Here is a 22,476-nt window from a genome sequence, read left to right on the forward strand (position 1 = left end):
TTAGAAAATTGGGCAAAGTTTTTAAGACGCAGTGTACTTTTTATGATAAGATAACATGTAAAACAAATTGAATTTTTAGAGGATTTGACCATGCAAAAAAAGTATATGATCTTAGAGAAATTCTCGGGAATTACTCCTTATATATGGAGCGTTTTTATCATATTGCCGTTTTATTTTATTTTTCAATCTTCCTCCACTAAGGAAATCATTGCAGGGATCGTGCTGACACTTATATTTTTCTTTGTATATCGTTTAGCTTTTATTTCAAAAAAGTGGCCTGTCTACTTGTGGACATCAATTTTAATTGGGATTTCTATCACGATGACGATCCTTTTCCAATTTATCTATTTTGCTTTTTATATTGCTTACTATAACGGTCATATCAAAAACCGCATTGCTTTTTTAATATTGTACATCATTCACTTAGCTGCAACGACCATCTCGATCAACTATAACGTGGTTCTACAGGAAAAGTTATTCTTAAAGCAATTGCCATTTGTCATCATCATTTGGATTAGCGTCATCCTTCTTCCATTCAACATTTATAATCGAAAAAAGCAAGGGCAGCTCGAAGAACAGCTCCAAGATGCCAACAAAAGAATTTCCGAGCTCGTGAAACAGGAGGAGCGCCAGCGAATTGCCCGCGATCTTCATGATGCGTTAGGCCAGAAGCTGTCCCTTATCGGTCTAAAAAGCGATTTGGCTAGAAAATTAATTTACAAAGACCCTGAACAAGCCCGCAGCGAATTAAAAGATGTTCAGCAAACGGCCAGAACTGCATTGAATGAAGTAAGGAAAATAGTTTCACAAATGCGCGGGGTTCGATTGAAAGAGGAAATCATACATATAAAACAACTACTCCAAGCTGCTGAAATCAAGTTGGTAAGTAATGAAGAAGAATTCACACTATCAAACGTATCCCCGTTTATTGAGAACATTTTAAGTATGTGTTTGAAGGAAGCAGTAACAAATGTCGTAAAACATAGTAAGGCGTTTACTTGTCGGATTGCCATTCAGCAATCTTGGAACGAAATATGTATTACGGTGCAAGATGACGGAATCGGCATGGAGGAGGAACGGGATCTTGCAAAAGGAAACGGACTGATCGGAATTAAAGAACGTCTGGAGTTTGTGAACGGCAGTCTGGAAATTTGTTCGGATAAAGGGACTATATTAAACATGAAAATACCTAATGTAGTAAAACAGGCCGTTAAGGAGGGACTCAAATCATGATTCGAATCGTCATAGCTGAAGACCAGCGTATGATGCTGGGCGCTTTAGGGACTTTGCTTAATTTGGAAGAGGATATGGAAGTGGTGGGGAAGGCGAGCAACGGAGAAGAAGCTGTTTCACTTGTGAAGCAATATCAGCCTGATGTTTGCATCATGGATATCGAAATGCCCAAAAAAAGTGGCCTCGAGGCAGCTGAAGAGCTGAAAGACCTGGAATGTAAAGTGATCATTTTAACAACGTTTGCCCGTACTGGTTATTTCCAACGGGCTTTAAAAGCTCGTGTCAGCGGCTATTTATTGAAAGACAGCCCCAGCGAGGAGCTGGCAAGCTCGATCCGCAGCATCATGGCAGGCCGGCGAATCTATGCTCCCGAGCTGATGGATGATGTTTACAGTGAAGAAAATCCTCTCACGGAAAGGGAGAAGGAAATATTAGAACTCATTGCCGATGGAAAAAACACAAAAAAAATCGCGGACGAACTGAAACTAAAAACCGGAACGGTCCGAAACTATATTTCAACGATTTTGGATAAGCTTGAGGTAACGAACCGGATCGAAGCGATTAAACAATCTAAAGAAAGGGGATGGTTTAAATAGACATAAGAAAAATTGTTTTTTCGCAACTAAATCAAAACATCATAAGAGACAGAACCGAAATCTTGCAGGCGAACAAAATGAACAGTTATTAATACCTTTCCCAAAAACACGATAAGTTCCTCAATATATTTCGTGGAACGATGAGATTCAGGTTCCGCCTGCCAATAAATTCACGTATCAAATTTTATTCTGGTTAAGCCGATAACGGCACCCTGTTTGTTTGAATTTATATTTTTCTAGAGAAAATAATTATTATATGATTCTTGTTATACCATTTATGAGTTTTCAAGCATCGCGAGCCAAACAATCGCTTTGTGAGAGCCTGAGTGCGTCATGCTTCTCGGTATACGAATTATAGAAAGAATTGTTTTTCATAGATAAGTTTATTTCTTAAGTTCTGATATGCGCTTACTTTTTTTACTGAACATAATCAAACATTGTACTAGTAAAGCCGCCAACACTAGACAACTGGAAGCAAACGGAAGGGAGGAAGGCACCAATCCTGCAAGCAATACAATCCCTTCAAGAGAAGAACCTGCTGCACTTCCTAAATAATTAGCGGAACTGTTTAAAGCTACAACAGCAGCGTCATGCTCAGGCTGGTAACGAAGCCGTTCATGTTGTTGCGGGCTTGCGAAGCCCAGCCCATCGCCCCTATAGAATAAAAGGTAAAAAGGATCGCATCGGGAAAGAGAGTGCAAATGGTATGCAGACATAGCTAAAGCCATTATGGCTATAATTCCGGCCATAAGCATTTTCGGTCGTGCCGTCCGGTCAATGAAATATCCAACGGAAAAGCTCCCGATAACGCCCCCAATGCCCCATGCCCACAAATAAGGTGCAAGCGTGAGGGTGTCTTTTAAGTTATCCAAAATGGTTGAAATATTAGTATAGAGTCCCGAGCTGGAAATGCTTGTTAAAAAAGTTGCATTGATGATTGCAGCAACTCGTCCGTTCGCCATTATGGCAAAACGATGCTGCATCGATGGCGGTGGAAACGAGATAATCCCTATCATAGCGACAAACCTAATTCTCCTATTTATAAAAAGGGATAAGCTTGAATTCTATTACGAATATGTAAAATCCAGTGTCTTCTTCATTGATCGTTTCAATTTATCGACCTTCCTAATCTCGTTCGAATCATACGTTTATTTTAAGCAAACATCTTCAGTCCCTTTATCGTTTATAATAGAACAATACGGCGAACTGGAGGAAGTAATTGCATCTAAAAATAAAAAGCGTTGACTTTTAGAGCAATGTTTTGTAATATTGAGACCATAAATACCCATACATGTATATGTAAAATGATTAGTTTAAACCAAATTTACAACATTCGATAGGAGGAAGAAGGGAATATGACGGTAAAAACTATCACGGTAAAAGAAATTGCAAACAAAATCATTCGCGGGGAAGACTTGTTTATAGTCGATGTACGCAATCAAGAGGAGTATGTTGATTGGAGAATTGAAGGAAAGAACGTACAAGTTGTAAATATTCCTTATTTTGAAGTTCTTGACGGTGTGGATCCATTTCTTGAGCAATTGCCTAAAGAGAAAGAAAACGAAATTTATGTGGTCTGTGCCAAAGGAAAAATATACTCGTTATCCAGTTATTGATGGCGATAAAGATCACGTTCTTGGACTTATTAATGTGAAAGAAGTGTTTACGGATCTTGTGACAAATCCATCCGAAGAAAAACAAATGAAAGATTATATCCGCTCAATCATTCAAGTGATTGAATCAATCGCGATCCATGATTTGCTTGTGAAAATGCAGAAAGAACGCATCCACATGGCCATTTTAGTCGATGAATATGGCGGTACGTCGGGACTTGTTACTGTCGAGGATATTTTAGAAGAAATTGTTGGAGAAATTCAAGATGAATTTGATGTAGATGAAATTCCGTTGATCCAAAAAATTGATGAAACACGTACGATTATCGACGGGAAAGTGCTGATTAGCGAAGTGAACGATTTGTTTGGCCTTTCCATTGATGATGAGGATGTCGATACGATTGGAGGATGGATTTTAACGAAGCATTATGATATTAAAGTAGGCGATAGCGTCGAAATCGACAATTACTTGTTTACGGTGAAGGAGATGGATGGTCACCACGTGAAGACGCTAGAAGTCGTGAAGCAGGAAAAAGAAGAGAGAGAAGCAGATAATGAACTCGGTGAAAAAGAGGAATTGCATTTATGAGGCAGACGTTTATAGGACGTCTGCCTTTTATGGTGGATCCATGTAAAACCGAGCGATATCAACAGGAAAATCATCAACGTGAGCGATGCATGAAATCATTTCGTTCGTAAAAGGATGCAAAAATGATAGTTTAACGGCGTGAAGTGCTTGTCGATGAAATGTGTCTTTTCCGCCATAAAGAACATCTCCGACTAACGGATGACCGATGTAACTCATATGGACGCGGATTTGATGCGTGCGCCCGGTATCGAGGGAAAGCTCTACGAGCGATGTTTGTTCATCGGGAAACGTATGTAAGACGCGGTAGTGTGTTACCGCTTTTGCACCCGTTTTCGAAACTCTGCGTCTCGTCGGATGATGGCGATCGCGTCCAATCGGTGCAGAAATCGTTCCTGATTTATTTTTTAGGATGCCATGGACGAGCGCTACATACGTCCGTTTGATGAGCCGTCTTTCCAACATCCGATCAAGCGTGGCTCCTGCAAGCGTATGTTTGGCAAACAAAATCGTTCCCGATGTGTCACGATCAAGCCGGTGAATATGCCGTACTTTCGTCAAAATCCCTTGTGATTGTAAATAAAAAGCGACCGCGTTCGCTAAAGTCCCTATTTGAGAAGGTTCAGAAGGATGGATATCGATTCCAGCGCCTTTATTAATAATAAGGAGATGCTCGTCCTCCCATAAAACGGAAAGCTCTCGATATTCAGGAATAATGATGGAAGGTTCAGGTTTATAAAGATACAACTGCAGGCGGTCTTTTTCTTTTAATGGCGTTTGCCATGATACTTCTTTTCCGTTGAGCTTGATTCCTTTTTCCATTCGCAGTTGATGAGCTAACTTTTTAGAGGCGCACCATACTTCTTTTAGCAACGATTCAATCGTACGTCCTTCCCAAAAAGAAGGAATGACACATTCAAGCCAGTCTCCTTTTTTGGACCACATCATTATTTCACTCCAAAATTTCAAAACAGTGGAAACACTTTCTACCTCAATATATGTATCAGATATGATACACTCATAGTAGCGTTTTATAGTATGTTATGCAAGTGCGAAAAGGTGGTAAGAACATGAAAATGGTTTATGCAGCCACGAAAGAACAAGAGGAATATATGAATTATTTAGTCAATTATTTTTACACAAACATTTTTCCGTATTATTTTGATGATGAACAAATTAATAAGTTTGAAAATTCGAAAATCCTTTCATTACCAAGGGAATACGTTACATACAATGGAACGATGAAAGAAGCGTTTCAAATTATTTCATCACTTCAATCGTTAATTACTGTGATCGAATATGTAGGAGAAAGCGGAGATTGCGAACGGTATCGTGATCTATTTGAGCGGAACGTCAAATTACTTAGGCGGTACGGTATTACGTTTCCGTTTATGATCGAGCAGTTTATGAGCAAGCGTCATTACCCATGCAGTATGTATTTGCCTTCACAAAGCGATTGGTTAATGTAAGATGGAGCTCGTCCATCACAGGGCGAGCTCCTTATTTATGTGCGCCCGGCATGTACATGAACTATAGGGTGTAAGTCCCGAACCCCGAAGACAGAAGTAGAGGTTAGCTCAACGAAAGGGTGTCCGTGGTGACGCGGAATCTGAAGGAAGCTGGAGGCAAAACACCGGTCCGAGGAACACGAACCTCATATAAGGCTAGGTATGATTGAGTGAGTTTGCATAACAAAACAAAGCTCTTTCTGTCGAAGGTCATATCGAGTAAATGAGGCGGATAGATGGTGTGAAAGTGCATGTACTTACCCGGGGAGGTCTGGCGGATATGTGAAGTACGCTTCATAACCTACTTAGTGATAAGTAGCTGAACCGTCAGAAGTCAGCAGAGGTCATAGTATTAGTTGGTCTAGAACAACTAAGAAGGACCGAACAATTAAGAGAGAATAGCCCTTGGCATTCAGTGAGTCATGATGAACACAGAAAACGTAGTACCTCACTTGAGGGAGGAAGCGGTGAATCCCGTGGGAGATCTCTTGGAGGGTGGAGTGACCACTGGCATAAAGAGAACAGCTATTCACGGAAGTTATAAAGACTTGCGTCAATGATCTTAATTGAACCGCCGTATACGGAACCGTACGTACGGTGGTGTGAGAGGACGGGAGTTAATCGCTCCCTCCTACTCGATTGCTATGTTGAATCGAAGAAAACCAGTCACGGAAAACTGCTTTTTCATGATAGCCATCGATTCGTTTTACTTCTTTCCCTTTTTCATAATGAACAAGGGTTGGTGTTCCATCAATATGGTACTTATCCCATCCATCTTCAAATTCAAGCAAATTAAACATTTTTAAGTCAATGCCCATTTGTTTTGCCAAAGGGACGACGATCGGAGTTATTTTTTTACAGTGCGGACAAGTCGGGCTGTAAAAATAGACGGTGACCGTTTCTTTGTTTTTTAACTTCTGTTCTAATTCGTTCGGCAAAATGATGTTTTGATAATTTGGATCATCAAGCTGCGCAACAGTTGCAGGGTCAAGTTCTTCTTTATGATAAGGATTATTTTTGGCAGCTTGTTTTTGCTGATACGATGTGATAAAGGAGATCGCCGCAAACAGCGCTACAATAATCGATCCGAAGATAAGGAGCTTTTTCAACTTATTTTCCCTTCTTTCCCTTTACGAATAATGAAGATGCTTAATACACTATCCCGAAAATTTAAGTCCATGAAAAAAGCACAAAAAATCCAGGGGGTGTTAACACCAGCAGATTGGTATTTGCTGGAATAAGTCATGTTTATGCACCTGATGGTTACTGTTTCGGTTAACTACGCTGTTTGATTTGACGGCTCTACCATGACCTTAAACCCTAGTGTTTCCAACTTCCGAATCGCTTGTCTGGCGACTTGATGGCGCTTGCGTTCTTCGTAGTAATGTGGACCAAGTTCGATGTAAGTCTGCTTCTTTTTGAGGAGATGGTAGACAATAGTCAGGATGCTATGAGCGACCGCAACCGCTGCACGATTGGCCCCCCGGCGTGCAGCAATACGGTGGTACTGGCTGGATAGATAGGTGTGTTTGGACCTAGCAGCGGCACGGGCGGCTTCCACCAGGGTGCTACGAAGCTTCTGGTTTCCCTTGCGGGTTTTCCCTGACTTTCGTTTTCCGGCACTTTCGTTATTCCCTGGGGCGACTCCTGCCCATGAACACAAGTGAGCTGCCGAAGGAAACTGTGTCATGTCAGGGCCAATCTCAGCCAAAATATGCTCCGCTGTGCGCCGACCAACGCCGGGGATCGTATCTAACCGCTCCAGGTCATCTTCAAAAGGGCGCATCCGCTCCTTGATTTCAGCATCCAGTTCTTCAATCAAGGCATCTAAGTGATCAATATGCTCAAGCTGGGTTTTAAGCATCAGGCGTTGATGAGGGCCGATGAGGCCCTTCAGGGCCTTTTTCAACTCCTCTTTCTTCCGTTTGAGACGGTGCTGAGCCAGTTCGGATAGCACATCGGGGTCAGTTTCACCATTAATTAAAGCCTCGATCATGGCTCGACCCGATTTGCCCAGCACATTGGTCGCCACCGAGGAGAGTTTGATGTTAGCCCCTTCCAGTACCTTCTGGATGCGGTTGATTTCGCGAGCCCGCTCTTCAATCAGGCTGCGACGATAACGGATGAGTTCCCTCAACTCCCGTTGCTGGCGGTCAGGGATGTAACTACCTTGTAGCAATCCATGGCGTAAGAGTCCAGCGATCCACTCGGCATCCTTTACATCTGTTTTGCGACCAGGCACATTTTTGATATGTTTGGCATTGACCACTAAAATCTTGATGTCTTCCATCTCCAACAGGTTATAAATTGGCTTCCAGTAGGAACCTGTACTTTCCATGGCCACGTGAGTGACGCCATGCGCCTTGATCCAGTCTACAAGCATAAGCAAGTCTTCAGTCATGGTAGAAAACGTGCGGATCTCTTGATGATCCGGAGTAATAATACAAGCGACGACGTTCTTCTTATGAACGTCTAATCCACAAACATGAGTATGGATAATGTCCATGTTCGTTCCCCCATGCCTAACATGTAATAAACACAGGCTGGCGGTGCAACGACCATACACGTCATTCTATCCCGCGTGCTTCCCCAGGGAGCAACAGTCTGTGGTGCACCAGGTCGTCGGGGTCTGTCTAATTAACGGGCTCATGGCACCAAGGTAAGACGACCTCGCTGGCCAGCCTAAGATTAAGTATACATGGACGAACTATTTTCATCATCTGCTGGTGCCGCTTTTGCGGCATGGGAGTCTAATGAGAAAAAATGCAACTAACGCTAAAAATGGAATCGTAATAAAGCCAAGCCAATTAATGTACTGTCCCGTGCAAGGGACGCGGCCGCATGAAATTGCGTAGTTTTGGAAGAACGGAATTTTTTGCAGAGAATAATGGTAAAGTGAGATCGTTCCTCCGATGATGGATAATGAAAGGCTATAGCGCGCGATGTCATATTCTTTCCGAATGACCGCAAGCCCTAATAAAATCACCTGTGGATACATAAAAATTCGTTGGAACCAGCAAAGATCACAAGGAGTAAATTTTAAAACTTCGGAAAAGTAAAGGCTACCAAGCGTCGCGATCAATGAAATTCCCCAAGCGCCGATAAGCGCGTTTTCCAATGTTTTGGCATTGTTATTCATACTGTAGTCCCCTTATTTCTCATGTTTATTGCCATTTTCATTATATTGGACGAAAAGGAGAATGTAAAATTTTGAATATATATAGCCGCTCCTTTTTGTTTTATAGTATAATACTCATGTGCAATCGTTTTCATATATGTACATAGAGGTGAGAAATTTGGAACGAGCATGGTGGAAAGAAGCGGTTGTGTATCAAATTTATCCGCGCAGTTTTTACGATTCCAACGGGGATGGCATTGGCGATATCCGCGGCATTATCGCGAAACTTGATTATTTAAAAGAACTTGGTGTGGATGTGGTATGGCTATCTCCGGTATATAAATCGCCAAATGATGACAACGGATATGATATAAGCGATTATCGGGAGATTATGGATGAATTTGGTACGATGGAAGATTGGGAAGAAATGCTTGAGGAAATGCACAAACGCGGGATTAAGCTAGTGATGGATTTAGTCGTCAATCATACATCAGATGAGCATCCGTGGTTTATCGAATCAAGAAAGTCAAAGGACAATCCGTATCGCGACTACTATATATGGCGGCCTGGAAAAGATGGAAAGGAACCGAACAATTGGGAGTCAATTTTTAGCGGTTCAGCGTGGGAATATGACGAAACGACGGAAGAATATTATTTGCATCTTTTTTCAAAAAAACAACCAGATTTAAACTGGGAAAATCCAAAAGTGCGCCGCGAAGTGTATGACATAATGAAGTTTTGGCTTGACAAAGGCGTCGACGGCTTTCGGATGGATGTCATTAATATGATTTCGAAAACACCAGGATTACCGGATGGTGAACCGCAGGAAGGAAAAAAATATGTTTCAGGAAGCAAATATTTTATGAACGGTCCGCGCGTTCATGAGTTTTTGCAAGAGATGAACCGCGAAGTATTGTCAAAATACGACATTATGACGGTCGGAGAAACGCCGGGAGTCACACCAAAAGAGGGAATTTTATATACCGACCCATCGCGTCATGAGTTGAACATGGTGTTTCAATTCGAGCATGTTGGTTTAGATTCTGGACCTGGAGGAAAATGGGATATTCGTCCATGGTCGTTGGCCGATTTGAAAAAAACGATGACAAAATGGCAAAAAGAGCTAGAAGGAAAAGGATGGAACAGTCTTTACTTAAACAATCATGATCAGCCACGCGCTGTTTCTCGCTTTGGCGATGATGGAAAGTATCGTGTGGAATCGGCGAAAATGCTTGCAACATTTCTCCATATGATGCAAGGAACACCGTATATTTACCAAGGTGAAGAGATCGGAATGACCAATGTGCGCTTCCCGTCGATTGAATACTACCGCGATATTGAAACATTGAACATGTATAAAGAACGTGTGGAAGAATATGGTGAAGATCCGCAAAAAGTGATGGAGAAAATTTATTATAAAGGGCGTGACAACGCGCGCACACCGATGCAGTGGGATGACAGCGAAAACGCAGGATTTACAACGGGGACGCCATGGATTCCAGTAAATCCAAATTATAAGGAAATCAACGTAAAAGAGGCTTTAGCGGATCCAAATTCGGTGTTTCATTATTATAAAAAATTAATTCAACTTCGCAAGCAGCATGACATTATTGTCTATGGAACATATGACTTAATTTTGGAAGACGATCCGTATATTTACGCATACACACGCACATTGGGAAATGAAAAGCTGATTGTTATTACTAATTTTTCTGAAAAAACTCCTGTTTTCCGGCTTCCGGATGATATCACCTACAAAACAAAAGAACTGCTTATCAGCAATTACGATGTTGATGAAACGGAAGAACTGAAAGAAATTCGCTTGCGTCCATGGGAGGCGCGCGTATATAAAATCCGTTTGTCATGAAACATTTGCTTTTTCCGGTGCCAATACTAAGCGATACAAACATTATTTTCTACCTATATCCTCCCGCCAATCCGCCCATAATAATCGGTGAAAGGGGAGGATCACATGAATAATAACAACAAAGTTCAAGACGTTATGACGAAAAATGTAGCGACAGTTTCTCCTAACCAAACAGTTCAAGAAGCTGCGCAAATCATGAGCCAAAAAAATATTGGGGCTCTTCCAGTAGTGGAAAACGGTCAAGTAAAAGGAATGATCACGGACCGTGATATTACACTTCGTACATCGGCGCAAGGAAAAGATCCAGCTTCCACTCCTGTATCGGAAATAATGACGAATCGCGTGGTCACTGGTACGCCTAATATGAGCGTTCAAGAGGCGGCAAGTGTGATGGCGCAACATCAAATTCGTCGTTTGCCAATTGTCGAAAATAACCAAATTCAAGGAATTGTCGCTTTAGGCGATATCGCGACAAACAGCGCGTCCGATCAAGCGGCGGGACAAGCATTGACAAACATTTCTGAGCCGTCGCAACCACAAGGATAAAAAAATGAAGGATGTCTCTGACTTATGAGACATCCTTTTTCTGTGCGACGGGCAGTCGTACTTTGTGTAGGGATTCTACACTGAATGAGTCGTTAAAGGCTGGAGCACGATACCTATGGTAAACACGGCTCTGAATAACCTGGAAGACTCATTTTTTCTCGAAGGTGAAAGTCCTTCCACTGGAGTGCTGATACAACCAGTGAAGACTAATCTAGGGCATCATCGTGAGGTGGTGTCTGAAGGAGATGCGGAAAGTCGAGAGACCCGTAGTCGGTTAGGCAGACCCAAATGCATAAGCGTGAAGCACAGCGGCAGGGTAAGTTGACGACCATGCGGAAATAATGGGAAGTCCTCTACTGAGAGTAGTGGTCTCTGTTCGATAAATCAGCTGAATAGAGATGGCTTATCAAGTGATGGTGCTGGGTATGCTTATAAGGAAGGTACGATGACCCCGTGAGGTCTCCATTCTACCTTAGGGACATCCATCTATAAGGGCAATCCGAAATGATGAATGTGAATGGAGAAGTCAGACGTTCCCATAGTACGGAAGTAGTATTTGGACCAAACCAAGTATGAACGGAAGGGGAACGACCTTGTGGCTCTACATCTGTAAAGGTGTGTAATGCGAACAGGAAACGATACTGCGGTAAAAACGAACTGAATGTACACAATGAAAGGTGTGGAATATGCAATGAACCGTGCGTTAACTTTAAAATGGCATAGTATTTATGGACAAATTCTCTTTGACAGGAAATTAAAAGCAGCCTGGGATAAGGTAGAAGCGAACGGTGGGTCTGGCGGTATCGATGGTGAAACGATAGACAGCTATCGATATAACTTAGATGAGAATCTAAACTCACTTTTACAAAAGTTAAGAAGAAAAGAATATAAACCTTCCCCAGTAAGAAGACATTACATTCCAAAGAAGAACGGCAAACTTAGACCTTTAGGAATCCCTAACATTGAAGACCGAATTGTCCAACAAGCTCTAGTAGATGTGCTACAACCGAAATTCGAAAATGGCTTTTTCCATAAATGGTCATGTGGTTATAGACCAAATCTAGGCGCGAAGCGCGTCCTACAAATAATCATGGCTAATATCGAACAAGGATATAACTACATTTATGATGCAGATATCAAAGGCTTCTTCGACAATATTCCGCATAAGAACTTAATGAGAGTGTTAAACAAATACATTGCGGATGGAACGGTATTAGACATGATTTGGAAATGGTTAAAAGCTGGATACATGGAGGAAGGAAAATACCATGCAACAGCTTCAGGAACACCCCAAGGGGGTGTCATTTCTCCACTACTTGCCAATATCTATCTAAATGAGCTTGATTGGATGTGGGCTGAGCACAATTTTCGATTTGTCAGATACGCAGACGATTTCCTGGTGTTTGCTAAAACAGAGGAAGACATCAAGAAAGCTGCAGAAGTCACGAAAGAGAAACTAGCGGAACTCGGTCTTGAACTCTCATCGGAGAAAACGAAATTTGTAGATTTCAATAATGACGATTTTGACTTCATAGGGTTTACATTTGAACATTGGCGAAAACGCAAAAAGGATGGTAAACCATACTATATCGCTAAACCAAAAGATGCAACTTGGAAAGATTTTCGTCAGAAAATAAAAGCAAAGACAAGGAAAACACTCACACTCAGCAAAGAGAAATGGCTTGGGCAGGTTAATCCAATCATTCGAGGCAAGGTAAACTATTTTCTGACGATCTATGAAGCAATTAAGGCAAATGCACAATTTGGATTTAAAAGTTCTTGCTTCTTTCAAGCATTTGGAAAAGAGTTATTAGCGATAGATGGTTACATACGAAAAAGGTTAAGAGTTGCCATGATACACAGTCATCCAAATCAAAGAAAAGGACATCTTATGAAAACAAAATGGAATAATGAATTCTTTGCGAGGATAGGTTTAATACCAGCATATTGGTATTACTATCATAAAATTTATGGATTTACTTTAGAAAATTACATTCAACGTATGAAAGAAAAACAACGAAAAGAACTCGAAAGACGTAAACAAAGAGCGAAAGAAGAGGGTCAAGAGTTTTACACTCCTGACCGTGTCCGTAAAATGCAATATGCGCAAAGGTTAGCGACGTATTAATTGTAACACATTGGTAAGCCGTATGCCTTAATAGGGCACGTACGGTTTGATGAGGGGGTAGCCTTGAAAGAGGTTACCCTACTCTATTCTATACGATTGGAGCGAAGGGGGAAGAAAAATGAGCAAGGACAAGCAGGATATTCAAGAATTGCTTACATTAAAATCCATTGCCGAAACATTGAATGAGTGCAATGATTTAAAGGAAATGCTGCAGACGGTATTAAAGGAATTAATACAAGTGATGAAACTGCAATGCGGCTGGATTTTTTTTGTTCATCCAAAAGAAGGATACTCTCTTATTGCTGACTATCAATTACCTCCTGCACTGACATGGGAAAATAAGAAGCCGATGTGCGAAGGAGGCTGTTGGTGTTTGGAACGGTACAGAGATGGGCGGCTGCAGCGGGCAGCGAATGTCATTGAATGCAAGCGGCTTGAAAAGGCAATCGAAGAGCAATGGGGAGATACCAATGGCGTTACCCACCACGCGAGCATTCCTCTTCGTGCAGGGGATGAGAAATTTGGAGTGCTCAATGTAGCTGCTCCGCATAAAACGAGCTTTACAAATGAGGAACTGGCATTATTAGAAGCGGTTGCTTATCAAATCGGGACAGCAATAAAGCGAATCAAGCTCGCCGAAAATGAACAAAATCTCGCGTTAATAGCAGAACGCAACCGCTTAGCGCGAGATTTGCACGATTCGGTGAGCCAATTATTATTTTCGCTGCAGTTGACGGCCCGCGGCGCAAAAGAAATGACTCAAGGCGAAACAATAAAAGATACGTTCGCCTACATTCAGCAATTAGCGCAAGAAGCCCTTCAGGAAATGCGGGCGCTTATTTGGCAGCTTCGTCAGCACGGGTTAGAACATGGGCTAGCCAACGCCTTTTAGCATTACGGAGATATGCTCGGGTTAAAAGTAACCGTGGATATTAACGGACTGATCGATTTATCTAATGAAGTCGAAGAGTGTTTATGGTGCGTGGGACAAGAAGCATTGAATAACTGCAAAAAACACGCGGGAGTGTCTGAGGTTGATATGGCGATCCACGTCCAAAAGCACTATGTCCATATGAAAATACATGATGAGGGATGCGGATTTTCCAAGACGGATGGACATCCTTTTTCTCTCGGCTTAAATAGTATGAAAGAGAGGGTCGCATCGTTAAATGGAGAAATTCATATTAAAAGTGCCGCAGGAGAAGGAACGGCGATTGATGTCATCATTCCGTTGAAAAAGGGGAGAGGATAATGGGGATCAATGTACTTATTGTGGATGATCATCATGTTGTTCGGCGAGGATTAGCATTTTTCCTCAACACGCAAAAAGAAATTAACGTAGTCGGTGAAGCGTCCAATGGAAAAGAAGCGGTGGAACGGGTGAAAGAACTGCAACCAGATGTCGTGTTAATGAATTTGGTCATGCCGGTTATGGATGGCGTGGAAGCCACGAAAAAAATAAAGGAGCTGTCTCCTCATACGAAAATTCTCATTTTAACAAGCTTTTCTGATGTGGATCATGTTATTCCCGCCATTCGTGCCGGCGCGTCGGGGTATCAATTGAAGGATGTAGAACCAGATCAGTTAGTACAAGTGATTATATCTGTGTACCGAGGCGAAAATCAGCTTCACCCGAAAGTCACCACGCATTTAATGACTCATGTGTCAAAGGGAGGGGATCGTAAGGAACAACTTATTGAAGTATTGACGAAGAGGGAAAAAGAAGTGCTTGCGGAAATTGCGAAAGGAAAAAGCAATAAAGAGATTGCCGCAGCATTAATGATTACAGAAAAAACGGTCAAAACGCATGTATCCAATATACTGGCTAAGTTAAATCTTGCGGATCGCACCCAAGCGGCTCTTTATGCTGTAAAACATCTCAGACTTTAGTTGTATTTTGAGGATTCGGCTACTTTCGTATGTACAGCTCCCCCGATTTGCCGGTGAAAGAAGCCATTCCTTTGATTACACTATAATCAGAAAAACAAGGAAAAAAGGAGAGAAATGCCACGCATATCGTTGTAGTGAACGGAAGTTAATAGAGCTTATGAGGGGGATGACGAAAATATGACGAGGCAAGCAATCAAGAATGCTCTCAAGGATGTTCTTGACAAAGTTTTGGATAAAGCTGTAGGCAGGGCTGGAGGCGTACCAGGAGTGGTTGCAATGATAACTGATCGCGAGGGCAACATCTACGAAGGTGCAGCCGGGGTGCGCGAACTCGGAAAGGAAACGCCGATGACCACCGACACAGTGTTTGCTCTTTTCTCGACCACTAAAGCCATCACCGGCACAGTATTGATGCAATTGGTCGAGGAAGGAAAAGTCAGTCTCGACGATCCAGTCAAAAAGTATGTTTCTGAGATTGCCGAGATTAAGGTTCTTGAGGGATTTGACGCTGACGGGCAGCCTAAAGCCATCTCTCCTCACCGAAGCAAAATAAAGCTGCCGAGAAATGAACGGCAGCTTTTGTCTATTTCAGCAAATATACGCGTGCTTCATACGGTTTCAGCTTAAAGCGTGTTGCGTTTTTATGCGGTTTTACATCATAGTTTTGCAGCACCAAATTTTCTGAGCTTAATCGAATGCCATCATATCGATACAGCGCTGGTTTATCGCTTAAATTGACAATAACCACCGCTTTTTCGTTTCCAAGCGTTCTTGTGTACGCATAAATCGTCGGATGCTTTTCTAAAATCAAATCGTACGTTCCATAAATAAACACTTCGTTCTCCTTGCGAAGCCGAATCATTTTTTTGTAAAACTGAAGGACGGAGTTCGGGTCGCGCAATTGCGCCTCGACGTTAATGGTCTTATAGTTTTCGTTCACTTTCATCCATGGCGTTCCCGTCGTAAACCCCGCGTTTGGCGCGTCGGACCATTGCATTGGGGTTCGCGAATTGTCGCGCCCTGTTTTCCAAATCACTTTCATAATTTCTTCATGGGAGCGACCCTTTTCCCGTTCGATTTGATACATTCTTTTAATAGCAACATCATTGTAGTCTTCAATATTCGAAAATTGGACGTTCGTCATCCCAATCTCCTGTCCTTGATAAATAAACGGTGTTCCTTGCATCAAAAAGTACATCGCACCAAGCGCCTTCGCACTTTCGGTAAGGTACTCCTTATCATTTCCCCATGTCGAGACAGAACGAGGCTGATCGTGGTTTTCTAAAAACAATGCGTTCCAGCCGCGGTTTTCCAGCCCTTTTTGCCATTTTGTCAACGTACGCTTTAATTGGCGCACATCCACTCCGCCATTCCTTCCTTTTTGCCATAACCCTAAATGTTCAAACTGGAAGATCATATTGAAAATACCGTTTTCCTCACCGACCCATTCTTCCGCGTCCTCGACGGTAACGCCATTCGCTTCTCCAACCGTCATAATATCATAGCGTGCAAACGTTTGCATTTTGAGCTCTCTTAAATAATCCATAATTCCCTCTTGGTTCATATGGCCAGCAAAAGACGGAACATAATCTAGCCCTTTCGGATTCGGCAAATCCGGCAATCCCGGCTTTTTCTTAATATGTGAAATGGCATCCACTCGAAATCCATCAATTCTTTTATCCAGCCACCAATTAATCATTTTATACAACGCTTGGCGCACTTCTTCGTTTTCCCAGTTTAAATCCGGCTGCTTTACATCAAATACGTGCAAGTAATATTGATCAGTTTTCGGATCGTACTCCCACGCCGATCCACCAAAGATGCTTTCCCAGTTGTTCGGCTCTTTGCCATTTTTTCCATCACGCCAAATGTACCAATCCCGTTTCGGATTATCCCTTGATGAACGCGATTCAATAAACCATGGGTGTTCATCGCTTGTATGGTTAATGACTAAATCTAAAATCACTTTCATGCCGCGCCGGTGAATTTCCTCGAGCAATAAATCAAAGTCTTCCATTGTCCCGAATTCTTCCATAATCGCATGATAATCGCTAATATCATATCCGTTATCGGCATTTGGCGACTTGTAAATTGGACAAATCCATATGATATCGATTCCAAGGTCTTTTAAATAGTCAAGCTTCTCGATAATTCCGCGAAGATCTCCAATTCCATTGCCATTTGAATCCATGAAGCTTCTCGGATAAATTTGATACGCGACTCCTTCTTTCCACCAAGCTTTCTTCACGGCTGTATCCTCCTCTTTTTGTGCATAGGTTTTCACTATTAACTGTACACTACATGATGCCAATATACAATCTTTTTTGCAAAAAAGAAGGCAGCCTTCTTTTGTATACATAGAAAGCTGCGCTTTTTCTATTCTTACTCTGTTTTGGAGCGATTCGCCTCGTAAATTTTTAAATTATGGTACGCCAATTTTAACAGTGGCGTTTCGATTTCGTATTGTTCCGCCAATGAAAGCAAATATCCTTGCAAATGATCCGCTTCAATGAGTTGTCCTTTTTCCATATCCCGCTGCATCGATGATTTCATCGTCGCTTCTATTCGGTTTAATTGCGCCAGTTGTTTTTCTTCGATATCATCGCGGCAATTGGTGCTCCATGAGCCCGCATCACGGCCGCAATCTCTTTTAGCAATCCGAAAATAATTTCTTGTCCGTACTTTCCAGAACGAATTGGTCCAATCGGCGCTCGAAACAGCGTCGTCACCCCTGACATTGTCGCGATAAATAAATATTTATTCCACATATCTGTCGCAATATGCTCGCTTAAACGAAAACGGGCGTTGCAGCCGGAAAATAATTGTTCCAACGCAAGAACGCGCTCCGTCCGCTCCCCGGACCATTCCCCAAATCGAACATCATGGGAAGCGCTTGTTTGCGCGATTTCTCCATGCTCATTCAGCGTTGTTTCAATAAAACAAAGCCCTCCTAACACGTTTTCCTTTCCAAACTCATTCCAAAGTATTTCCATATGCGCCATGCCGTTTAACAGCGGTAAAATTATCGTTTTTTCTCCAACATACGGTTTCACATCGCGAATCGCTTCCGGCAAATGGTATGCTTTGTTGGAAAAAATGACGACATCAAACGGCTCGGCTTGCTCACCCGTTACAAGCAGCTTCGGAGACAGCACCGCATCGCCGTGAACGCTATGAATCACTAGTCCCTTCTCTTGCAGCTGCTTTTTTCTTCGCTTGCGAACAAGAAATGTCACGTCCACTCCTTTTTCGAGCAATCTTCCGCCGAAATAACCGCCAACCGCGCCTGCACCGACTACAAGTATACGCATATATTTATTCCCCCTTATAAAACAAAAAGAAAGTTATTTTTCTTATGACAAAACAGTGAATGAACAGGAAAACACAAACGAAAAAGCTCGTCCTCATTTAACTTGAAATAAATACGAAAAAGGAAAAAAGGGGAATAGTTTCCCCTTTTTATGTCAGCAACAGCGTGATACTTTTCCGCCTTTGCCGTTATAGCGCGCTTCCTGCACTTCGCAGAAAAACTCTTTTCTTGATTTTATCGGCTCTCCTGGATGATGTGTTTTCATATGTTCTACATATTTCTCGTAGTTTGGAACACCAACCAGCACCTGCAACCAATGAAGCACAAATGCGGCAAATCATTATGAACGACTACAATAATGCCGATATATCCAAAATGATCGATAAAATAATGTAAATAATGCTCCACCATTATGCATAAGTGGCTTCATACGATTCTTAACGGGAATCGTCGCTAGACATATTGCAAAGCAATATGGAGCGCAGCTTATCTGATGTGGCGGTGGTTTTTGGAGTAAAAGGAGTCCAGCTTGCGCACCATAGTTTGTCTGTGCGGAAAGTAAAACATCATTTTCCTTCGTTGTCTATCGGTTGTTCGGTTCATTCGATCGCGGAAGCGATGGAAGCGGAAGAAAGCGGTGCTGATTATTGTATATACGGCCACGTTTTTGCTACTGGAAGCAAAGTAGGGGTACCGCCGCGCGGAATAGAATCATTGCGAAGTGTCGTCAATCACGTGAATATACCTGTTATCGCGATTGGCGGCATCCATTCCAATAATGCAGAACAAGTACTGAAAGCTGGTGCGCAAGGGATTGCCGTCATGTCAGCGGTATTTTTTGCCGACGATCCTGTTAGCGAAGCAAAGAAACTCGCAAAAATTGTGAAGAAAATGGTATGAATGTGGAGGAAATCGTTAGGAAAAAGAGAAGAGGGGATTTAAATGGAACGTTATCATTATGACGTTGTGATCGTTGGCGGCGGAATTATTGGCGCTTCTATTGCTTTTCAGTTGGCGAAACGTCATTTTCGCGTCGGTGTGCTCGAAAAAGGGCGGATTGCGAGCCAATCGTCAAGCGCGGCGGCAGGAATGCTTGGGGCGCAATCTGAATTTTTCGAAGAAAGTCCGCTTATTCCTCTCGCGATCAAAAGCAGGGGCATGACTCCTAAGCTTGCGGAGGAATTAAAGGAACTCACCGGAATCGACATTGGGCTTGTACAGAAAGGCATGTTGAAAGTGGCAGTAACGGAGGAAGAAGCAGCCGCCCTTCGCCGTCATTACGAATTTTGGCAGCATACCGATTATCCAGTACGATGGCTGTCGGTGGATGAGGCAGCGGAAATAGAGCCGAATGTTTCCCGTGATTTAGCGGGCGCGATGTACATCCCATCAGACGGACAAGTGAGCGCTTCTGATTTCGCTATCGCTTTTGCGAATGCCTCGATTGTCTATGGAGCAAAGTGGCATGAGTATACGGAAGTCATCGATTTACAACGAGCAGATTATTCATACATGATTCACACCAATCATGGAACGATCGCAGCCGATGTTGTGGTTATTGCGGCAGGAGCATGGTCTTCGCGTGTTCTTGCCAAAACGGGCATATCGCTGCCGATGTATCCAGTCAAAGGGGAATGTCTTCTTGTAAAAACAGAAAAACCGTTAATTCAAGCGACCGTATTTGCGAAAAACGGTTGTTATATCGTTCCAAAACGAGGAAATCGCCTGTTGATAGGGGCAACTTCGACACCGCACACATTTGACCGAAAAGTATCGATTCATGGAATCATGAATTTGCTTGAACGTGCGCATCATCTTCTTCCAGAAATGAAAAATGCGGAATGGGAAAAAGCGTGGAGCGGCATCCGCCCGCAAACGAGCGATGGCTTGCCATACATAGGGGAGCATCCGTGCTATCCGAATGTATGGATCGCGACAGGTCATTACCGAAACGGAATTTTGTTAAGTCCGATTACCGGCGTATTGTTAGCCGATCTCATTGAAGGAAAAGGAAGCGAGGTCGACCTTGCTCCATTTTCACTTACAAGACATCAAGCAAAGGTGGGAAAGTGATGGAACTCATTATTAACGGCGAATCGATTCATGTTCCAGATGAAGTGAAAACGGTTAGCGATTTGCTTGCCCATTTTCAGTTAAACAATAAAATTGCGATTGTCGAAGTAAATTTAACGATTATCCCAAAACAGCAATATGAAACAGCGGTGTTATGCAACGGCGATAAAGTAGAAATCGTTCATTTTGTAGGAGGCGGTTGATATGTTAAAAATCGGGCCATATGAATTTCAATCAAGATTGTTGCTAGGAACAGGAAAATATCCAGACTTGGAAGTACAAAAGCAAGCAGTGGAAGTGTCAGGTGCGGAAATTTTAACGTTTGCTGTTCGACGCATGAACATTTTTGAACCAAACCAGCCTAATTTTTTGGAAAATTTAGATCTTACCTGAATCCGTGACAAAACATCTTTACAATGGTCGCAAACCGTTGATACGATAAGGGAAAACGACGTTGACGATTCTTCATCAAGTAGGTGATGTGATGAAAGATTTCCCGATTCGGTTTGTATTGACAGATGAAGCGATTACCCCAAGTGCTGGGCTTGCTCTCGTTGGCTACTTACTCCATCGAACGAAACTGGATAAACGGGTAAACGCACTTCGGCTTCCAACGGTTCGTCGAGAAGTGCACATTTCCCATAGCGATGTCATTCGCTCGATGATTGGCTTGCTTGCCACAGGAAAAACGGATTTCGATCATATCGAAGCGTATCGTCAGGACGATATCTTTTCGGCATCGATGGGGATTCAGCACGTGCCTTCCTCTCCAACCTTGCGACAACGACTCGATCAGCTCGCTTGTCTTCCGATGACCGAAACGATTCTTTGGGAGGAGTCCATACGTCTGTTGATTCAACGACATGCCACTTTGTCCCCTTGTTGGACCAAAGGAAAGACGACATGGCTTCCCCTTGATATAGATGGTTCCCCATTTGACAACTCCGATACGAAAAAAGAAGGAGTCAGTCGAACGTATAAAGGATTTGACGGTTTTACACCGTTGTTTGCGTATGCAGGGAAGGAAGGGTATCTCGTTCATGCCGAGTTGCGTCCAGGGAAACAACATGTGCAAGACAACATGCCCTCGTTTTTAGTCACCGCTATCCGTCGAGCTCGTCAACTGACTTCATCTCGTCTGCTTGTTCGCATGGATGCAGGAAACGATGCAGAAGCGAATGTGCACGTATGCCTAAAGGAAGACGTGGACTTTGTCATCAAGCGAAACTTACGCCGAGAATCGAAAGCGCTTTGGTTCCAGATCGCTTCGCAAAAGGGCAAACGTGTCGATGATGGACAAAGCGAAGGAGTACAAACCTATGAGCTATGCCTTCCACAGAAGGCAGCGATCGATGGAAACACGTATACGTACGTTCAAGTCACCCAAGTGACGGAACGGACGATGGAACGCAATGGACAGCTGATGCTCGTTCCTGATTATGAAGTGGAAAGCTATTGGGTGCGGCTCAAAGGATACGAGCATGTTCGAATGAGCGATGTGCTCGCGTTGTATCATGACCATGCGACATGCGAACAGTTTCATAGCGAACTGAAGAGCGACTTAGATTTAGAGCGGCTTCCATCTGGGAAGATGAAAACGAATGCGCTCGTGTTGGTCATGGGAGCCTTCGTTTACAATCTTCTTCGTCTGATTGGACAAGATCTATTAAGCGATCCGAGACATCCGTTGCACCACAAAGTGAAACGCCGCCGCATCAAGACGATTATTCAGACGGTGATCACGATGGCAGGGCGACTCGTCCGTCGATCACGACAGATCTGGATGAAACTGACGCGAAGGAGTGGCTATAGCGAGCCCCTACTGAACGTCTATCAGAAATGGAGAGAGGCAAGATAACGAACGAATGTTCGGGCACTGATGTCCAACGTCACTCCCTGTGCTTTTTTGTCTATTTTTTTGGTTCGTATACCTAAAAAAGAGATTTGTTCCATTTTCGGAAATAGAGATGACATAGGTCATAAGCATAAAAGGGGTTTTATGGATTAT

Annotated in this window: 19 protein-coding genes and 5 pseudogenes; 16 read left to right on the forward strand and 8 right to left on the reverse strand. The window is 42.8% G+C overall.

Annotation, left to right across the window (positions count from 1 at the left end; translation table 11 throughout):
* Positions 1-90: 90 nt before the first annotated feature.
* Positions 91-1,233 (forward strand): sensor histidine kinase, encoded by a 1,143-nt coding sequence (locus NSQ44_RS08770; protein ID WP_340856576.1) that lies wholly within the window; start codon positions 91-93, stop codon positions 1,231-1,233.
* Entirely contained in the window at positions 1,230-1,829 is a 600-nt protein-coding gene (locus NSQ44_RS08775; protein ID WP_340856578.1) for a response regulator transcription factor, read from the forward strand. Before NSQ44_RS08770 ends, NSQ44_RS08775 begins: the two co-directional genes overlap by 4 nt.
* 383 nt (positions 1,830-2,212) lie before the next feature.
* Here NSQ44_RS08775 and NSQ44_RS08780 read toward each other — a convergent pair whose 3' ends face one another.
* Entirely contained in the window at positions 2,213-2,845 is a 633-nt protein-coding gene (locus tag NSQ44_RS08780; RefSeq protein ID WP_340856580.1) for a hypothetical protein, read from the reverse strand.
* A gap of 339 nt (positions 2,846-3,184) precedes the next feature.
* Here NSQ44_RS08780 and NSQ44_RS08785 point away from each other — a divergent pair, with 339 nt between their 5' ends.
* Together NSQ44_RS08785 and NSQ44_RS08790 are read left to right on the forward strand one after the other, a co-directional pair.
* On the forward strand, positions 3,185-3,445 hold the full coding sequence (locus NSQ44_RS08785; protein WP_340856584.1) for a rhodanese-like domain-containing protein: 261 nt from the start codon (positions 3,185-3,187) through the stop codon (positions 3,443-3,445).
* Positions 3,408-4,031 (forward strand): annotated as a pseudogene (locus NSQ44_RS08790) (transporter associated domain-containing protein); the annotation flags it as partial. The gene NSQ44_RS08785 and the pseudogene NSQ44_RS08790, both read left to right, overlap by 38 nt.
* Before the next feature lie 27 nt (positions 4,032-4,058).
* On the opposite strand, the gene NSQ44_RS08795 reads toward NSQ44_RS08790, so the two are convergent.
* On the reverse strand, positions 4,059-4,973 hold the full coding sequence (locus NSQ44_RS08795; RefSeq protein WP_339195742.1) for an RluA family pseudouridine synthase: 915 nt from the start codon (positions 4,971-4,973) through the stop codon (positions 4,059-4,061).
* A 125-nt stretch (positions 4,974-5,098) separates the two neighbouring features.
* Between NSQ44_RS08795 and NSQ44_RS08800 the strand changes: the two genes are divergently transcribed.
* Positions 5,099-5,497, forward strand: coding sequence for a YhcU family protein (locus tag NSQ44_RS08800; protein WP_081189044.1), 399 nt, complete (start codon positions 5,099-5,101; stop codon positions 5,495-5,497).
* Positions 5,498-6,153: 656 nt separating this feature from the next.
* Here NSQ44_RS08800 and NSQ44_RS08805 read toward each other — a convergent pair.
* The 3 genes from NSQ44_RS08805 to NSQ44_RS08815 all read right to left on the reverse strand — a co-directional run bounded on the left by NSQ44_RS08805 (position 6,154) and on the right by NSQ44_RS08815 (position 8,675).
* A complete protein-coding gene (locus NSQ44_RS08805; RefSeq protein WP_340856589.1) occupies positions 6,154-6,645 on the reverse strand; it encodes a thioredoxin family protein in 492 nt (163 codons plus the stop codon).
* Between the two features lie 170 nt (positions 6,646-6,815).
* Positions 6,816-8,042 (reverse strand): IS110 family transposase, encoded by a 1,227-nt coding sequence (locus NSQ44_RS08810; protein WP_340856590.1) that lies wholly within the window; start codon positions 8,040-8,042, stop codon positions 6,816-6,818.
* A gap of 210 nt (positions 8,043-8,252) precedes the next feature.
* Entirely contained in the window at positions 8,253-8,675 is a 423-nt protein-coding gene (locus NSQ44_RS08815) for a disulfide formation protein C (protein ID WP_340856592.1), read from the reverse strand.
* 157 nt (positions 8,676-8,832) lie between these two features.
* On the opposite strand from NSQ44_RS08815, the gene NSQ44_RS08820 reads away from it, so the two are divergent.
* The 6 genes and pseudogenes from NSQ44_RS08820 (at position 8,833) to NSQ44_RS08845 (ending at position 15,712) form a co-directional block, all read left to right on the forward strand.
* A complete protein-coding gene (locus NSQ44_RS08820) occupies positions 8,833-10,521 on the forward strand; it encodes a glycoside hydrolase family 13 protein (RefSeq protein WP_340856596.1) in 1,689 nt (562 codons plus the stop codon).
* A gap of 105 nt (positions 10,522-10,626) precedes the next feature.
* Positions 10,627-11,067: a CBS domain-containing protein gene (locus tag NSQ44_RS08825; protein ID WP_062756343.1), complete on the forward strand. Its 441-nt coding sequence runs from the start codon at positions 10,627-10,629 to the stop codon at positions 11,065-11,067.
* 670 nt (positions 11,068-11,737) lie between these two features.
* The gene (ltrA, locus tag NSQ44_RS08830; RefSeq protein ID WP_232515578.1) at positions 11,738-13,195 is read left to right on the forward strand and encodes a group II intron reverse transcriptase/maturase; all 1,458 of its coding nucleotides are present in this window, start codon (positions 11,738-11,740) and stop codon (positions 13,193-13,195) included.
* 118 nt (positions 13,196-13,313) lie between these two features.
* Positions 13,314-14,447 (forward strand): annotated as a pseudogene (locus NSQ44_RS08835) (GAF domain-containing sensor histidine kinase).
* A complete protein-coding gene (locus NSQ44_RS08840) occupies positions 14,447-15,085 on the forward strand; it encodes a response regulator transcription factor (protein WP_339195602.1) in 639 nt (212 codons plus the stop codon). Before NSQ44_RS08835 ends, NSQ44_RS08840 begins: the two are co-directional and overlap by 1 nt.
* Before the next feature lie 177 nt (positions 15,086-15,262).
* Positions 15,263-15,712, forward strand: a complete 450-nt coding sequence (locus NSQ44_RS08845) for a serine hydrolase domain-containing protein (protein WP_328268066.1) — start codon at positions 15,263-15,265, stop codon at positions 15,710-15,712.
* Here the strand turns inward: NSQ44_RS08845 and NSQ44_RS08850 are convergent.
* From NSQ44_RS08850 to NSQ44_RS08860, 3 genes and pseudogenes are all read right to left on the reverse strand, one after another.
* A complete protein-coding gene (locus tag NSQ44_RS08850) occupies positions 15,669-17,333 on the reverse strand; it encodes a glycoside hydrolase family 13 protein (RefSeq protein WP_340856606.1) in 1,665 nt (554 codons plus the stop codon). The genes NSQ44_RS08845 and NSQ44_RS08850 overlap by 44 nt on opposite strands.
* Before the next feature lie 134 nt (positions 17,334-17,467).
* Positions 17,468-18,396 (reverse strand): annotated as a pseudogene (panE, locus tag NSQ44_RS08855) (2-dehydropantoate 2-reductase).
* 153 nt (positions 18,397-18,549) lie between these two features.
* Positions 18,550-18,720 carry a YbdD/YjiX family protein gene (locus NSQ44_RS08860; RefSeq protein WP_094245753.1) on the reverse strand — a complete coding sequence of 57 codons (171 nt, stop codon included), beginning with the start codon at positions 18,718-18,720 and terminating at the stop codon, positions 18,550-18,552.
* Between the two features lie 167 nt (positions 18,721-18,887).
* On the opposite strand from NSQ44_RS08860, the pseudogene NSQ44_RS08865 reads away from it, so the two are divergent.
* The 5 genes and pseudogenes from NSQ44_RS08865 to NSQ44_RS08885 all read left to right on the forward strand — a co-directional run.
* A pseudogene (locus tag NSQ44_RS08865) lies at positions 18,888-19,295 on the forward strand (DUF561 domain-containing protein); the annotation flags it as partial.
* A gap of 42 nt (positions 19,296-19,337) precedes the next feature.
* Positions 19,338-20,468, forward strand: coding sequence for a glycine oxidase ThiO (gene thiO, locus NSQ44_RS08870; protein ID WP_309218821.1), 1,131 nt, complete (start codon positions 19,338-19,340; stop codon positions 20,466-20,468).
* Positions 20,468-20,671 (forward strand): sulfur carrier protein ThiS, encoded by a 204-nt coding sequence (gene thiS / locus NSQ44_RS08875; protein WP_062753947.1) that lies wholly within the window; start codon positions 20,468-20,470, stop codon positions 20,669-20,671. The genes thiO and thiS overlap by 1 nt, the downstream gene beginning before the upstream one ends.
* Before the next feature lies 1 nt (position 20,672).
* A pseudogene (locus tag NSQ44_RS08880) lies at positions 20,673-20,858 on the forward strand (thiazole synthase); the annotation flags it as partial.
* Positions 20,859-20,952: 94 nt separating this feature from the next.
* Positions 20,953-22,326, forward strand: a complete 1,374-nt coding sequence (locus NSQ44_RS08885; RefSeq protein ID WP_044899598.1) for an IS1380-like element ISGsp2 family transposase — start codon at positions 20,953-20,955, stop codon at positions 22,324-22,326.
* The last annotated feature ends 150 nt before the right edge of the window (positions 22,327-22,476 follow it).

The organism is Aeribacillus sp. FSL M8-0254, from assembly GCF_038008845.1.
Classification (GTDB): domain Bacteria; phylum Bacillota; class Bacilli; order Bacillales; family Aeribacillaceae; genus Aeribacillus; species Aeribacillus composti.